This window comes from Paenibacillus sp. JL3B1040 (assembly GCF_057063165.1).
In genome coordinates this window covers 4,311,664-4,326,053 of sequence record NZ_CM169317.1, presented here as the reverse complement: position 1 = coordinate 4,326,053, position 14,390 = coordinate 4,311,664, and the positions used below count along the sequence as shown (strand labels likewise).

Here is a 14,390-nt window from a genome sequence, read left to right as displayed (position 1 = left end):
TTTTGTAAATTGACCAATGAAAGTTTATTAACTACAATATGTAGTATAGGATGAAAGGGTGAAAGCATGTCTGTTAAACGGATGTATTTAAACGAGGAGGGGCTAAATCGCTTTTTTGGCTCACTAGAAGCTCAAATCATGGAGATTATTTGGGAACATAATAGAATAACAATTAAAGAAGTTCAGTCTCTTCTGGAGGATGATTTATCTTTCAATGCTGTGATGACGGTGATGAATCGCTTGATTGAAAAAGGGCATCTGAAGAAAACAACAATAGGGAAGGGGAGAGCCAGGCAGAGTTATTTTGAACCTGTACAAAGCAAGGAGGAATTTATTACCGAACAAACGAAAACTGTTACGGTAGGTTTAATTCACGACTACGGGGACTTGATGGTAAATCATATGGTCGACGCGATGCAGCAGGCCGATCCTCAGTTGATGAAGTTATTAGAATCACGTTTAAATGAATGGAAAAAAGACCGTCATGATAACCATTAAAAAGCATGACATCATTTTTTTCTTGATGATCGCTATTGGATTACTCCTATGGATTAATATGGCAATTTATATGTTGCATGAAATTTGGGGATATTCCATCCAATGGGGAATATTGGAGTATTGCCTTTCTGCTCTAGGAGAGAGCACAATGATACACCAGTTCATATTAATAGGATTGAATATCGTTATTATATACAGCCTTCTAACATTTTTTTACATCTTGTTCAAACAAGTAAATCTAAAAAAACAGTGGAATAAAGAGGTTCGATTCAAATCGGATATTTTGTTAACGGAAGCGATAAATAGAACATTTCAACAATTTAATGGAAAAATTATTGTTATTAAAGACCATTCACTATTCGCTTTAACTTATGGATTTGTTCGACCGAGAATTGTCATTTCTACCAAGATGCTGGCATGTTTCGATCAAGAAGAGATTACAGCGGTATTGCTGCATGAATACGCTCATCTAAAAAAATTCGATCCTCTTCGTTCGTTAATCATAAATATCATAAAAGACAGTCTTCCTTTTGTACCGATTTTTAAAAAAATGCATTATTTCATTCATGTTTGGATGGAGATCGATGCCGATCAATATGCCATGATGCACATGGGGTCCCCATATGCTTTGGGTAGTGTGTTATATAAATGTGCGAGTTCAAATCATCAACGATTACCCATCGGGGTTGGATTTGCGGATGATCCCATCAATTATCGGATACAAAAATTAATTGAACCGAGTTCTCATATCAAAATTCCAATGATGGATATCCCCCCTATGGTTATATCTTTTAGTGTATTCATCACGTTTGCTGTCATCATGTTATTTAACGGCTGCACATAAAAGCCGTTTTCTTTTTCGTTTTAAAACTACGTATTGTAGTATATAAAGTGGCTCGATGGTTCATATTAAAAGCGATAGGAGAACAGATACATGTGTGGAATTCAGCCAGATTATATGAAAATGGCCATGATGAATTGATTAACGTTATGAGAAATCCTTTATACGGTCTTGTTGATTATCATAAATGATTAGGAGAATGATCATGTATAGAGTAAAAAAGAAATTGTCCTGGGGATTTGGTTTTTACTTAGCAGTAGCTTTGTTCACAATTATCATATTTGCAATATGGGGTGGAATTAAAAAAGCCAAAGAATCAGAATCAAATTTGGCTTCTTTGATCCCTGAGTCCGACACACATCCACACGTCTTTAGTTATGCACCCGATGACACAACGGTTTGGATAGGTACACATACAGGTGTATATGAACTTATTGATCAAAATTGGCAGAAAACTTTTGAGCCTATTAAAACCAACGACGTGATGGGAATCGAAACGGATTTCGAGAATCCTTCAAAAATATATGCTGCAGGTCACGGATTTGTGAAACGATCTATTGACGGCGGGGATACGTGGGAAACGATTGAAAATGGACTTCCTAATCAATCCAAACCCAATGAACCAGATGCGCATTATTTAGTTATGGATCCTGTCGATCCAAATCGTTTATTTACCTTGCTGGCAGGTTCAGAGAACAACTTATATGAAACAAAAGATGGGGGCGAGACATGGCGAAACATAGGCACTCTGCCTGAAGGTGCCTACTCCATTACGGTGCTGCCGGGAGTTCCTGCTTCCTTCTTGGCGGCCACGGAAACAGGACTTATTCAATACATTGTTAATGAAGGTAAGGTTCAGAACATGCAGTTAACCAATGAACCGGCATATGGGGTGCTTTATTTAGCAAATGGGGAGGTCATCCTTATGGCGGAGAGCGGATTTCTAAAAACAAAAGATTTGAAAAACTGGTCAGACCTTCATGTTGACTTAAAGGGCGAAATGCCACTCGGCATCAAAGCATCGAAACGTGATCCCAACCGGCTGCTCATTGTGACTGACCGCTATTCTGTTTTTGAAAGCGACAATGGCGGCAGTAGCTGGTCACTGAGAGCAAGTATTGAATAAACATATATCTTCTGATCTCTCCTTGTTTTCATTATCTATTATTTCAAAATTTAGATGTCTTCATAAATTCTACACAAATTTTAGATATACTGTTGGAGATAAAATCAATACGAGGAGGATCATTATGAAAGGTAAACTAAAAATTCTACTTGCAGTAGGTGCTTTTAGTGCCATCGTGGCAGGTTGCGCGAATTCAGACAGTCAAAACGGAATGGAAGGTATGGATCATTCAAAAATGAACATGAGTGATTCTCAACAAAATACGAATCAAAATAACCAATCAGGGGAGATCAAATTGACGAATGTTACTCCTGTTGCGGATGGGAAAGAGTTTACGATCACCGCGCAAACGAGCAACTTGAAAGTATCGGATGATTTGACGTTGCCTGTGTGGACGTTTAACAACTCGGTGCCTGGTCCTCAGATTCGTGTGAAGGTCGGTGATACCGTGAAAATCAAATTGAAGAATGAGTTGGAGGAGCCTGTCTCCATACACTGGCATGGCTATCCCGTTCCAAATAATATGGATGGTATTCCGGGAGTAACTCAAGATGCAGTGCCTGCAGGTAAGGAATTCACATATGAATTTAAAGCGACTGTTCCTGGTACTTATTGGTATCATTCGCACCAAGATAGTGTAAATCAGCTTGATAAGGGCTTGTATGGTACGTTAATCGTAGAAGATCCCAACGAAAGCTATGACCGTGATTATACCCTTGTGCTGGATGAGTGGATGAGCTCAGGTGAGATGGATATGAGCAACGCGGAAGGCATGGAGGGGATGGATCACAGCCAAATGAACATGGGCGATATGAGTAGCATGACAGAGATGGCTGGGCATGATATGAGCATGTACGACCTGTACACCATAAATGGGAAAACTGGGGATTCGATTGATAAGCTTATCGTGAAGGAAGGGGATAAAGTTCGTATTCGTTTGGTCAATGCGGGCTACATTACGCATTTGCTGCATTTACACGGACATGAATTTAAAGTTATTGCCTCCGATGGGCAGCCTGTAAATAGTCCAGCTGTGATCACCGATCAAGGCATTGCGATCGCGCCTGGTGAACGCTATGATCTCGAATTTACTGCCAATAACCCCGGATCATGGCTCTTAGAAGAGCATGGAAAAGATGAGCGTGTGAAGAACATGCGTGCTGTGATTGAGTATGAGGGAGCAACAGGCAAAACCGATGCCTCGAATGCGGATGTTGAGCTGCCTGTCTTTGATTTAACCAAATACGGTCAACAAGCGAAGTCTAATTTCTCTTTGGATCAAAAGTTTGATCAAGACGTGAAATTAAATCTGAACACAGAAATGAAGGATGGGGAAATGGTCTACACGATCAATGGAAAGATGTTTCCTGATACCGATTCGATCAAAGTAGATAAAGGGGACAAAGTGAAGGTTACCTTAGTAAATTTGTCTAAAACCGATGACCATCCCATGCACTTACACGGACATTTCTTCCAAGTATTAAGTAAGAACGGTAAACCTCTTGAAGGAACACCTGTGATCAAAGACACGCTTAATGTGAAGCCTGGCGAAGAATACGTGGTTGCATTTGAAGCGGATAATCCAGGGGATTGGATGTTCCACTGCCATGATTTGCACCATGCGTCCGCAGGGATGGTTACCGACGTGATGTACGAGGGCTACAAAAGTAATTACACACCGGACCCTACAGTCGGAAATAAGCCTGAATAATTTTTAAGACTCCTGCAGCGATCAGTCGTTGCAGGAGTTTTACTTTTGTTTATCTTAAAGGTTATCGACAAAACTCTCTTCTATTTTTCATCTTCTTACTTTCTACACAGATTCTCAACATTTTCCATGTACAATGAACTCAACTTAGATTACGAGAGGAGGATAAAACGAAGAAGATTATCCGGTGTTTTTAATTCCAATTCACGATTAATGAGTAAATCAAGAAATGGAGGAGACGATTTTGATCAAGAAGTTTTGGAAGCACGGCAGCTTGGCGTTCCTTTTACTCGCGGCAAGTGTCTTTGGTTCTGTAGGAGCTGCTAATGCAGAACAAGCGGAGCCGGCCAAACAAGATTTAAATATCCTGACCACCACTCAATTGCGAAAACTGCCTCCGTTAAAAGAAACAGACATTATTGTGCCAACAGGTAAAGTAAAGGAGTTTACGCTCGATGTCAAAGAAGGAAAGTGGGAGTTGGTGAAAGGGACAACCGTAAATGCCATTACAATCAACGACACGGTCCCTGGACCGGAAATTCGGGTGACTGAAGGAGATACGGTTCGTATCACGGTCAAAAACAACCTTAAGGAAGACACATCAATTCACTGGCATGGGCTCCATATTCCAAACAATATGGACGGAGTACCTCCTTTCACGCAGAATGGCATCAAACCGGGTAAATCTTATACTTACGAGTTTATTGCAAATCATGCGGGAACTTTTATGTATCACTCCCATTTAAATAGCGTTGAGCAAATCGATAAAGGGTTTTACGGAGCGTTTATTATAGATCCGCAAAAACCCGAAGCACAACCGAAATTTGATCAGGATATCACCTGGATGCTTGGCGGCTGGAACGTAGACGATATGCAAGTAACGGGTGTTAATGGGACGATGTCAAATAAAGCTGGTATGGATGTGGAAATGCCGAATGCACATGGCAAGATGACGGATATGGCAGGTATGGATATGGGGATGCATACTGCAGAAGGAACCGGCTCAGCTCAGATGAACATGGACTACAATTACTGGACGATCAACGGGAAAGCATTCCCGGATACGAAACCTCTTGTTGTCAAGAAGGGAGAAACCGTTCGCTTACGTCTCATCAATATCAGCAACCTAAATCACCCGATGCATTTGCATGGACACGATTTCCGGGTCATTGCGGAAGACGGCCATCCCATCTCCGATCCACAGGTCATGAATACCATTGATGTTGCTCCCGGTAAAACCTACGATATTGAATTCATTGCCGACAATCCGGGGACCTGGGTATTCCATTGCCATGAACTGCACCACACAATGAACGGGGAAGTGGAACCAGGCGGATTAATCGGCGTGATCAAATATGAAGGTCAACTGGCTGTTCAAACCCAGAGCGGTATGGAATAAGTCACAGGAGGAGTTCAGTAAGAGAGGAGAAATAGTTTGAAGAAGATTATTGGATCAATTTTATTCCTTACCCTTCTTACCGTATTTAATGCCGGAAGCGTGTTTGCCAGCGAGTCGGCATTACAGTCGGAAGTCGATCAGGTTTTGGGAACCCCATATCTTTATGGAGGAACGACAACCGAAGGATTTGATTGTTCAGGTTTTATTCAATATGTGTTTAAACAAGTGGATGTTGATCTTCCTAGAACAACGAAATTGCAGGCCAAAGAAGGAGTAAAGGTGGAGAAGAAAAACCTGCGTTCAGGGGATCTTGTATTTTTTAATACGGACGGAACGGGCATCTCGCACGCCGGTATTTATATGGGGAATGGATTATTCTCCCATTCATCTGCAAGTAAGGGAGTTCAAATCAGCAAACTTTCGGAAGATTATTATGTCGAACGTTATGTAACCGCTCGCCGTATATTATCTGATGATGAGTATTATAAAATAACGAAAGAATGAAAGAATGGCTCAGGACATCAGTTGGACAGGCTTGATTCTAGAATTTATCAGTAAAAAAGGAGTGCTTAAAACGCACTTCTTTTTCATTCCACCACTTAGAGGGGCGTAGGCATTCTTGATAAAGCCAATCAATATAAAGGGGAATTTATTAATTTTATCGAGTATTTTCTTAGTATCGGTTTCCTTATTTGTATACCAAGTAATACTAACAAGAATATTTTCGGCACTTTTATCTTATCACTATATTTTTCTTGTCACATCTTTTGCAATATGCGGCGTTGGTATCGGAAGCGTACTTGTATATATGCAGCAGAAAAAGACAAAAGCACTGGGGAAGAGGATAAAGCCGCAAGGTTTAGGATATGCTGCTTTGCTATTGGCCTTCATTTATCTTGTCATATTATCGGTAATCTATAAGCTGCCTTATATAAATAGTGTTTTAATCTATGCTGTACTGGGAACCTTTCCTTTTGTAATAGGGGGATATTATATATCCCTTCTTTTCAGACTATCCGCGGGGATAAGCAATAAACTATATTTTGCAGATTTACTCGGCTCAGGGGTTGGGAGCGTTGCTGTACTTCTATTATTGAACAATTCGGGAATGTTTAGGTCTTCTCTGGTTATATCTATTGTTGCCTTATTGGCCGCGCTGAGCATCTCGTTGTTTTCCAACTTTAAGAGGTTGATTGCTGTAACCATAGTTTCTCTCATTCTATTATCTTTAGGTTTGCTCATTCCAGTTCAGTATATAAATTCGATCGAGAAGAATTTCAACGGATTATTGACTAATTCAGGAAAAACGTTTGGGTCTTATCAAAATGAAGGCGAGAATGCAGAAATTATATCTACTGAATGGAATTCATTTTCTAGGACTGATGTTATAAGACTACCGGAAATACCCGACTATATGGTAGTTACCATTGATGGAGCGGCTAATGCCCCAATGATGAAATATAACGGCGATTTAAGCAGCCTGGAAAAATATAAAAAAGAAACTGAGTTTTTACCTTTTTCGATGGGGAAGAATGATAAATCTTTGATCATTGGGCCTGGAGGGGGGAGAGATATACTATACGCTTTGGCGGCCGGGAGTAAAGATATTACTGCAGTTGAAATTAATACTTCGAGCATTAACGCCGTAAAAAAGTATTCAGATTATAACGGCAACATTTACAATTTGCCGGAAGTGAAGGTTTATCCAGAAGACGGCCGGAATTTTGTCAGAAAGACGAAAGATAAATTCGATATGATCTTTTTATCTTTAGTGATGACGAATGCTTCTCAAAGTGTGGGGTATGCTCTTTCGGAAAACTATATTTATACCGTTGAGGCAGTGAAAGATTATCTAAAAAAACTGGAAAGTAACGGAAGAGTCGCCTTTCTTGTTCATGATCAAAACGATCTTGAGAAAATAGTATCGACCTCAATTTCAGCGCTAATGAATAGGGGAATTCCTCTAAAAGAAGCACCGAAACACATCGCTATTTTTACCAAAGCTATGCCTCAATCCGAACACGGCGATGATGCTGCACATATTCATTACCCTGTTGTTATTATAAAAAATGCTCCTTTTACGGAAAATGAAAGTAATCAGTTAATAGGCATGGCGTTAGAAAATGGGAATATTCCGTTATTCCTTCCTAATATTTACGAGGAGGGTCCGCTAAAGCACCTAGAAGATGAGCACGATAATTTCGAACAATTCACAGCTAAATTTAGCAACAATGTGGTCCCGTCTACAGATGATAGTCCCTATTTCTACAATTTTGAGAAGGGTTTACCTACATCGCTGCTTATTCTCCTTGCAGCAGTCGGAATTGGGAGTGTGGTTTTCTTTGCCCCGTTTCTAATAAGAAATCGGAGTTTGATGAGACCAGCACTTTACTTTGGGCTTCTAGGTGCCGGATTTATGTTGATTGAAACACCGCTCATACAGAAATTTTCTCTTTACTTCGGTCATCCTGTCATTACTTTTAGCTTTGTTCTGGCGGCATTGCTGGTTGGCAGCGGGGTGGGAGGATATATGAGCAGGAATAAATCGCTCAACAAAATTCTGAAAAATGAGCGTATACCCCCTCTTTTGGTCGTGGTAGTCAATATAGCATTAATACTGTTTTTAGAAAAAATGTTTCTCATAACGTCGGAGTGGAGCTTAGTTAATAAAATCATTGTTGCTTCCATATTAGTGATGATTCAAGGGTTCTTTATGGGGATTCCATTTCCGAGAGGTCTAAAACGACTTGAGGAATCTGGTAAAGTGGATGCAATTCCGATGATGTTCGGAATAAACGGAGTTATGTCTGTAATAGGCTCGGTACTAGCTGTTATTCTCTCCATGAGCCTGGGGTTCAATGGCGCACTGCTCGTTGGCGGATTCATTTATGCTCTGATAAGCGTTATAAATAGACCTTAATTTTGAATAAGTGGGGTACGATTATTATGCATCTTTTGGATAAGTACGCGTATGGCCTCTGGGGATCCGTTCTATTTAATATCCTATTTTTTGGTATGTTTGTATTTGCGGCATATAAGCCCCAAACGAAAAGGGAATGGAGAACATTAGGAGCCTTCGCGGCATTTATAGTTGCACTTTTCAGTGAAATGTTTGGATTCCCGTTAACAATCTATATTTTAACTTCAACTTTGGGGAGTAAATACCCGGTACTGGATCCGTTTACTCATCTTAATGGGCATTTATGGGTAGCCTTGGCTGGCGGTTCAACAACACTATACTCCATTCTCCACCCTCTCAGTAACATACTTATATTTGCGGGGATATTTATTATTGGGGTGGGTTGGAAAGGGATTCATGCCGGAAAGGGAGAAATGGTCGAAAGTGGGATTTACAGAATAGTACGGCACCCCCAGTACAGCGGTTTTGTACTTAGTATCATAGGCTTCTTGGTACAGTGGCCAACTATAATTACGATTTTAATGGCACCGATCCTTTTATTCATGTATACAAAACTTTCCAAAAAAGAAGAAAAACAAATGATAGAAGAATTTGGGGGGAAATATCTGGAGTATAAAAAATCAGTTCCGGCATTCGTTCCGAGAAGATTATTAACTAGAAATGAAATTTCAGAAATCGCAGGGACATTTAGAAATAGATAACCCAATATTTTGTAGAATATTGTATAAGGAGTAATTTATCGTGAAACTCTTCCTAAAATTGATGATCATGTTTTCCAGTGTCATATTAATTGTCATCGCCTCATTGGGAGGATACTCTGCAATGATGATGAAAAATGAGGTGACCCATCTTGCTGAGAAGAAACTCGCAACGAATGAAGCTATGGCCAAAGCATTACTCAATGAAAAATATCCAGGTGAGTGGGAAATTAAAAATGCCAAGTTGTACAAGGGCGAAACACTAATGGAAAATAATAGTCAAGCGGTAGAATCCATTAATAAACTGACTGGAGATAGTATCGTCATTTTTAAAGGTAAAATCAGCATCGCAACTGCAGATGATTCCATGGCAAATAATGAATCGATGAGTTCCCTTGAAACCGAGGTTCAAAAAATGGTTTTAGAGAAAGGGGAAGCCTATCTTGGTTCTTCCCATAATGGAGAAGAACTTTCTTTGTATGAACCGATAAGAAATAAGCAGGGCAATGTTATTGGAGCTTTCCATGTAAGTATGCCGAAAGAAATGTATGAGCATGCCTCCCAAAATTTTCGAAAAAGTATGATTTGGTTTGCCATAATCGGTCTCTTAGTTTCCTTAATAGTTGCTGCTTATTTATCGGTCAGATTTGTACGGCCTATTCTCTGGATGACACATCTTATGGAGAAGGTTTCAGTTGGTGACTTAAGAGTAGATCTTTTGGTTTCTAAGTCTAGAGATGAGCTAGGTAAGCTCGCTAGTGGCGTCAATCAAATGATACGGGGGCTTCAAGAAATGGTACATTCCGTCAAAGAAGTTTCTATAGGTGTTCACCATTCTTCTTTATCTGTTGACCAGAAGACGAAGCAAATTGCAGAGATAGCTCTAGATGTGAACTCAAATGTTATCCAAGTTGAATCAGGGGCGCTTAAGCAAGCTCAGGGAATGACTTCCAGTGCTAATGCTATGGAAGATATTTCAGAAAACATTCAGCATATCGCCAAAACCACATCCATTGTCGCACTAACATCAAGTGAAATGTTGGAACATGCTGATCGAGGAAATCAGTCAATCCAAACGGCGGTTGAGGAGATCCATCAGCTTAATGAAACGACCCGTTTAATGGCAGAAAGTATTAATGAGTTGTATCAGATGTCTGACAATGTAAGCAGTATAGCAGGAATGATAACAGAGATTTCCTCGCAAACTCATCTACTGGCATTGAATGCGGCCATTGAGGCAGCTCGAGCGGGGGAGAATGGTCGAGGGTTTACGGTGGTCGCCGATGAAGTAAAAAAGTTGGCTGAACAATCTGAAAGTTCTTCACATGAAATTCGATCTTTAATTGATGCTGTTCAAACGAAAACAAGTGACGCTGCAGAAAGGGTAAAGCTGGGACTCGAGCAGCTTGATCGTGGAATAAAAGTCCTTCAAGAAGCAGGACAAGCATTCAACAAAATTGTCAACTCTGCTGAAGTTGTAGCTAAGCAAAATCAGGAAATATCTATGGCAACTCAGGAAATATCTGCAGGAACTGAAGAAATTGCCGCCTCATTTCAGACGGTATCTTCAATCGCCAACGACACTGTAAAAAATGTACAATACATCATGGAAGCGAGCCATTCACAAGTGAAAAGAACAGAGGATATATCCAAAACTTCAGCCCAAATGTTGGAAACGATCGAAAAAATGAGAAAGGAGGTTAATCAATTTCAGGTATAATTTGGAGAAAGGACGAGCCAGTGAGTTATTTTTCACTGGCTCGTTATGCTATTTCAACACACTTCCCCCAAAAAGAAAGCGTTTTTCCCATTGAGTGCCCTCAATATTATCGATACGAACGCCGCCCGATTCTTTGGAATAAGTTTGTAGGATTTTCCCGTTTCCAAGATAAATCCCGTTATGGGTGATACGGGCAGTGCTTTTATTAATTCCTCGGTAGTCAGAAGCTTTGCTGCCTTTGTATGACATGAAGAACATAATGTCTCCACGCTTGAGGTTTTTCCAGTTTGTTGTATAGGTACCGTTTTTCTTGATATAAGCTCCTTGAGTCCTCGAGTTAGAAGGCAACTTGATTCCTGCTCCTTCCAAATAGGCTTGTCTTACAAAGTCGGAACAGTCGAACGTTTTAGTGTTGCTTCTGCTGGACCCGAACTCGTAAGGAGTTCCTAAATATTTCATCCCTTTTGCGATAACATTTTCCCGCACACTGCTTACAGTTGCTTTAGCTTGTGTAGGAATGTCGCTTGATGCATGAGTCGTCGGAGCTCCAAACGGACTCATTACGAGAGAAGCAGATACCATTAAAATTGCTAAAGATTTCTTCATGCTGAATTTCCTCCTGATGTTTTTTTGTGAAACTGACGTCATCCTAACACAGGATTTCAGGGTTTGTTTAGGCGTAATATTTGGAAGCGGAAAAGGTAATAATTAAACGGGATCTCCACGAAAACCACATACTTTCCACAAGCTTTTTGTTTAAAATGGATATCACCTAATAACTCTATTTAGAAAATAATGAGAATTTACAGGAGGCGCTTATGAAGAAACCAGTCCAACTCGGAGTAGCTTTATTAGTTACGGTGTTCATTTTATCGGCCTGCACCAATTCGGGAAACGACAATGCTGCTAAAGCTGAGAATACGGTTCAACCATCAAGTAATACAACTGTTTCCGAAGTAAAAGTCGTGACTCCATGGATTTCCTCAAAAAATACGACGCGGATAAACACGGATAATCCCGTGGAAGCGGCGGTGTCGGTATCGCGAACGTTATGGATGGCAACCAGTGATGATAACCGTCCAGGGAGTATTATTCTTACATCTGCTGATGATTGGCAGAATGCAGTTGTTAGTGCCGACTTGATCCATCATCCAAGCAATGGCCCGATTTTGTTTGTCAATCAGGATGGTATTCCTGAAGCTACTGCAAATGAGATGAAAAGATTAAAGCCGAAAGGCGTGGAGAGTAACGAGGGAATTCAAGCGATCTTGGTTGGTGATCTTGATCAAAAAGTTGAGGATCAGGCAAAGGAACTCGGGTTCAAAACGGACAAACTTGCAGCCGATAATCCTGCAGCTTTGGCTAAAGCCATTGATGCTTATTACGCTAAAGTAGCGGGTGAAAATCCTTCTTCCGTCATCATTGGATCGATGGAAAGTCTTGAGTATACAATGCCGGCCATCAACTGGATCGCTCATATGCCTGAGCCCCTGTTGTATGTCATGAAAGATGAGATACCGCAGGAAACCAAAGAAGCGTTACAAACCCGGGGAGGAAAGGCCAATATTTATATTTTAGGGCCTGAATCTGTCATTTCACAGAATGTAGCCAATCAAATAAAGCAATATGGCAAAGTGGTACGTATTGCTGGCGATGATCCATATGCTAACGCTGTTGCCTTTGCTCAATATAAGGACAAAGCAACCGGATTTGGTTGGGGAATTACAACACCTGGGCATAACTTTTCGTTTGTAAATCCAGAAAATCCGGGACTGGCTATTGCGGGTGCGCCTTTTTCTCACTTAGGCAAGCATGCACCGCTTCTATGGACAACAAAGGACAGTATGCCGGATTCGGTGATGTCTTACGTGATGTCTGTCCAACCCAAATATGAGAAATCTCCAACAGAGGGACCGTATAACCATGCCTGGCTAACCGGCTCTCAGGCATCCATTTCTGCTGAAGCTCAGGGGCAAATCGACACCATGCTGGAGATTGTATCGGCATCAGGGATGGATCATGGAAGTATGGGTGGAATGAACGGCAATACGGAGGATATGCCCGGGATGAACGACTAACCCGAAGAAAAGGCAAAAAGGCTGTATAGGATTGTTTAATATGATCCATGCAGCCTTTTTATTAAAAAAATGATGTTAGTATTAGGGAGCGAATCCGGCAATGTTACAGGCAGAAGATGTTGCAGAATGGTTGGCAGGCTGGGGGATAGGATCGTACGTCCTTAGCATCGTCCTCAATGTGGTCATCAGCATCTTAGGGGTAATTCCTTCCGTTTTTCTCACGATGGCCAATGTGTTAGTGTTTGGGGGAATCCCAGGTTTTTTCGTATCCTGGCTCGGTGAAATGGCCGGTGCGATTGTTTCCTATATGTTATACCGAAAAGGGGCACTCAAACTAGAGGAGAAGTATCTTTCAAAGAACAGAAGATTGTGGTTCCATCGTATACAACGGATGAGTACTCTTAGGCAGTTTCTCACGGTTTTGATCGCCAGAATCATTCCATATATGCCGTCCGCCCTGGTTACAGTCATGAGTGTAATAGCACAAGTACGTATCCCGATCTATCTCCTCGCTACAGGCATCGGAAAAGCCCCGTCCATTCTTTTAGAGTCTATGGCTGGCTATGGGTTTAAGATGATTGAAGACCAACGCGTCAAGACGGGTATTTCAATATTGCTACTATTTTCATTCTTTTTCATTCTCTTTATACCCGGAAAGTTCAGATCTAGGAAGTCGGATATTTAAACATTCGCCAAAGAAAGGATCGAAGGGGCTGAATTATTGACATGCCTAGTTTGGATACAGTACCGTCCACGCCTTACCACGACCATAATATCGGGTCGTGTTTTTTTATAAGTCCATAGAAATTGCACGCTTTCCACACGGTTTCTACACAATCACTCTTTACAATGAACATATCAAGTTATTGAAATGATAAAGGAGGAATACAAATGGATTGGTCTTGGCTGCTATTGTTGGCTTGTCCGTTAATGATGGTGTTTATGATGTTTGGAATGAAGGGGCATGGTCATGGACACGGCTCTCATTCGGAGCATTCAAATGACCGTGCGATGCAAGTACAGCTTGACGAACTAAAAGCGCAAAATGAGCAAATGAAGCAAGAAATTCAAAAATTATCCCGGTAAACCAATCCGAAATTCAAATTAACAAAGGAGGAACTAACATGAGTTGCTGTGGTAATCACAACCATGACGGAAATAATCATGCTGGCGGGGAGCATTCCGGCCATTCCAAAAAACATAATTGGATGATGATCTTGTGCTGTGTTTTGCCGATCGTTCTATTCGCTGCAATGCTACTTTTTAACGGAATAACAGGCTCAACGGGAAACATTATTCCATTCCTGCTTCTGCTGATTTGCCCATTGTCACACCTGGTTTTGATGCCGATGATGAGTAAGAAACGACACTAACAAACCCAATGACGAGAACATGGAGTGGA

General features: G+C 40.9%; 13 protein-coding genes. 12 read left to right on the top strand and 1 reads right to left on the bottom strand.

Translation table 11 applies throughout. From position 1 onward, the window contains the following. Positions 1-66: 66 nt before the first annotated feature. The 9 genes from ACZF99_RS19530 to ACZF99_RS19490 all read left to right on the top strand — a co-directional run bounded on the left by ACZF99_RS19530 (position 67) and on the right by ACZF99_RS19490 (position 10,910). Positions 67-498, top strand: coding sequence for a BlaI/MecI/CopY family transcriptional regulator (locus tag ACZF99_RS19530; protein ID WP_127575675.1), 432 nt, complete (start codon positions 67-69; stop codon positions 496-498). Then, complete coding sequence (locus ACZF99_RS19525; RefSeq protein WP_127575674.1) at positions 464-1,342, top strand: M56 family metallopeptidase; 879 nt, start codon at positions 464-466, stop codon at positions 1,340-1,342. The genes ACZF99_RS19530 and ACZF99_RS19525 overlap by 35 nt, the downstream gene beginning before the upstream one ends. Before the next feature lie 202 nt (positions 1,343-1,544). Next, positions 1,545-2,465, top strand: coding sequence for a hypothetical protein (locus ACZF99_RS19520; RefSeq protein WP_483606652.1), 921 nt, complete (start codon positions 1,545-1,547; stop codon positions 2,463-2,465). Positions 2,466-2,589: 124 nt separating this feature from the next. Beyond that, a complete protein-coding gene (locus ACZF99_RS19515) occupies positions 2,590-4,176 on the top strand; it encodes a multicopper oxidase family protein (RefSeq protein ID WP_127575672.1) in 1,587 nt (528 codons plus the stop codon). 241 nt (positions 4,177-4,417) lie between these two features. Beyond that, positions 4,418-5,572, top strand: a complete 1,155-nt coding sequence (locus ACZF99_RS19510) for a multicopper oxidase family protein (RefSeq protein WP_323077436.1) — start codon at positions 4,418-4,420, stop codon at positions 5,570-5,572. A 36-nt stretch (positions 5,573-5,608) separates the two neighbouring features. After that, entirely contained in the window at positions 5,609-6,076 is a 468-nt protein-coding gene (locus ACZF99_RS19505; RefSeq protein ID WP_323077435.1) for a C40 family peptidase, read from the top strand. A 115-nt stretch (positions 6,077-6,191) separates the two neighbouring features. Continuing rightward, positions 6,192-8,492 carry a spermine/spermidine synthase domain-containing protein gene (locus tag ACZF99_RS19500; RefSeq protein ID WP_323077434.1) on the top strand — a complete coding sequence of 767 codons (2,301 nt, stop codon included), beginning with the start codon at positions 6,192-6,194 and terminating at the stop codon, positions 8,490-8,492. A gap of 26 nt (positions 8,493-8,518) precedes the next feature. Beyond that, entirely contained in the window at positions 8,519-9,193 is a 675-nt protein-coding gene (locus ACZF99_RS19495) for a methyltransferase family protein (protein WP_323077432.1), read from the top strand. Positions 9,194-9,314: 121 nt separating this feature from the next. Then, positions 9,315-10,910, top strand: coding sequence for a methyl-accepting chemotaxis protein (locus ACZF99_RS19490; protein WP_323077430.1), 1,596 nt, complete (start codon positions 9,315-9,317; stop codon positions 10,908-10,910). 48 nt (positions 10,911-10,958) lie between these two features. Here the strand turns inward: ACZF99_RS19490 and ACZF99_RS19485 are convergent, their stop codons facing one another. Beyond that, positions 10,959-11,516 (bottom strand): C40 family peptidase, encoded by a 558-nt coding sequence (locus ACZF99_RS19485; protein WP_323077429.1) that lies wholly within the window; start codon positions 11,514-11,516, stop codon positions 10,959-10,961. A 212-nt stretch (positions 11,517-11,728) separates the two neighbouring features. Here ACZF99_RS19485 and ACZF99_RS19480 point away from each other — a divergent pair, with 212 nt between their 5' ends. The 3 genes from ACZF99_RS19480 to ACZF99_RS19470 all read left to right on the top strand — a co-directional run bounded on the left by ACZF99_RS19480 (position 11,729) and on the right by ACZF99_RS19470 (position 14,074). After that, positions 11,729-12,988 (top strand): cell wall-binding repeat-containing protein, encoded by a 1,260-nt coding sequence (locus ACZF99_RS19480; RefSeq protein WP_127575667.1) that lies wholly within the window; start codon positions 11,729-11,731, stop codon positions 12,986-12,988. A gap of 100 nt (positions 12,989-13,088) precedes the next feature. Further along, on the top strand, positions 13,089-13,673 hold the full coding sequence (locus ACZF99_RS19475; protein WP_009224855.1) for a TVP38/TMEM64 family protein: 585 nt from the start codon (positions 13,089-13,091) through the stop codon (positions 13,671-13,673). Between the two features lie 206 nt (positions 13,674-13,879). After that, positions 13,880-14,074: a DUF2933 domain-containing protein gene (locus tag ACZF99_RS19470; protein WP_009224856.1), complete on the top strand. Its 195-nt coding sequence runs from the start codon at positions 13,880-13,882 to the stop codon at positions 14,072-14,074. The last annotated feature ends 316 nt before the right edge of the window (positions 14,075-14,390 follow it).

Bases quoted from the DNA above. Each gene is read 5' to 3' on its own strand.
- ACZF99_RS19530 (WP_127575675.1), top strand. From the start codon at position 67: ATGTCTGTTAAACGGATGTATTTAAACGAGGAGGGGCTAAATCGCTTT.
- ACZF99_RS19525 (WP_127575674.1), top strand. From the start codon at position 464: ATGAATGGAAAAAAGACCGTCATGATAACCATTAAAAAGCATGACATC.
- ACZF99_RS19520 (WP_483606652.1), top strand. From the start codon at position 1,545: ATGTATAGAGTAAAAAAGAAATTGTCCTGGGGATTTGGTTTTTACTTA.
- ACZF99_RS19515 (WP_127575672.1), top strand. From the start codon at position 2,590: ATGAAAGGTAAACTAAAAATTCTACTTGCAGTAGGTGCTTTTAGTGCC.
- ACZF99_RS19495 (WP_323077432.1), top strand. From the start codon at position 8,519: ATGCATCTTTTGGATAAGTACGCGTATGGCCTCTGGGGATCCGTTCTA.
- ACZF99_RS19490 (WP_323077430.1), top strand. From the start codon at position 9,315: ATGATGATGAAAAATGAGGTGACCCATCTTGCTGAGAAGAAACTCGCA.
- ACZF99_RS19485 (WP_323077429.1), bottom strand. From the start codon at position 11,516: ATGAAGAAATCTTTAGCAATTTTAATGGTATCTGCTTCTCTCGTAATG.
- ACZF99_RS19480 (WP_127575667.1), top strand. From the start codon at position 11,729: ATGAAGAAACCAGTCCAACTCGGAGTAGCTTTATTAGTTACGGTGTTC.
- ACZF99_RS19475 (WP_009224855.1), top strand. From the start codon at position 13,089: ATGTTACAGGCAGAAGATGTTGCAGAATGGTTGGCAGGCTGGGGGATA.
- ACZF99_RS19470 (WP_009224856.1), top strand. From the start codon at position 13,880: ATGGATTGGTCTTGGCTGCTATTGTTGGCTTGTCCGTTAATGATGGTG.